Source organism: Nonomuraea aridisoli (genome assembly GCF_003236395.1).
In the GTDB taxonomy this organism is placed as follows: domain Bacteria; phylum Actinomycetota; class Actinomycetes; order Streptosporangiales; family Streptosporangiaceae; genus Nonomuraea; species Nonomuraea aridisoli.
The window spans coordinates 1-442 of sequence record NZ_POUD01000673.1; the positions used below are offsets into that span (position 1 = coordinate 1).

Annotated in this window: 1 protein-coding gene; it reads right to left on the reverse strand. The window is 55.9% G+C overall.

Annotated features, from left to right (window positions below; translation table 11 throughout):
• Positions 1-135 precede the first annotated feature (135 nt).
• The coding region (locus C1J01_RS53940; RefSeq protein ID WP_146616080.1) for a Tn3 family transposase at positions 136-442 on the reverse strand (307 nt) is incomplete at its 5' end.

Consider the following 442-nt stretch of genomic DNA (forward strand, 5'->3'; position numbering starts at 1 on the left):
CTCGTTTTCAGTGCAATAAGTGACGGTACGAAAAGCTAGCACTGGCGCGGAGGTGGTGTTGGTAGATCGTTGATTTCATTGACTTTCCTGTTCACTTTCAAATCTGCGATTCGTGGCGTCAAACCGTGATCGGTTTCATCCGTTGGTGCCAGTTATCGGTGCTCCCTGCCGCGAGGGCAGGATTTGGTCGGCATAACGGTCAACAGGAAAGCGGAACACGCCTCGCAGGTTGATGCTTTCCAGCCTGGTGGGAGCAATTTTTCCGATCAGTTCCGGCGGAATGGCCTGGCGGCGGTTCGACCAGCGATCCAGAACAGCCTGCATTTGTGACGTGTTCCACGCCATGACGATGTTGGCCAGCAGACTCAACGCGTCGGCAACAGCCTGCATTTCGTCCACACGTTTGGCCTGTGCCGGGCTGATCCGGCCGGTGTAAATGGCG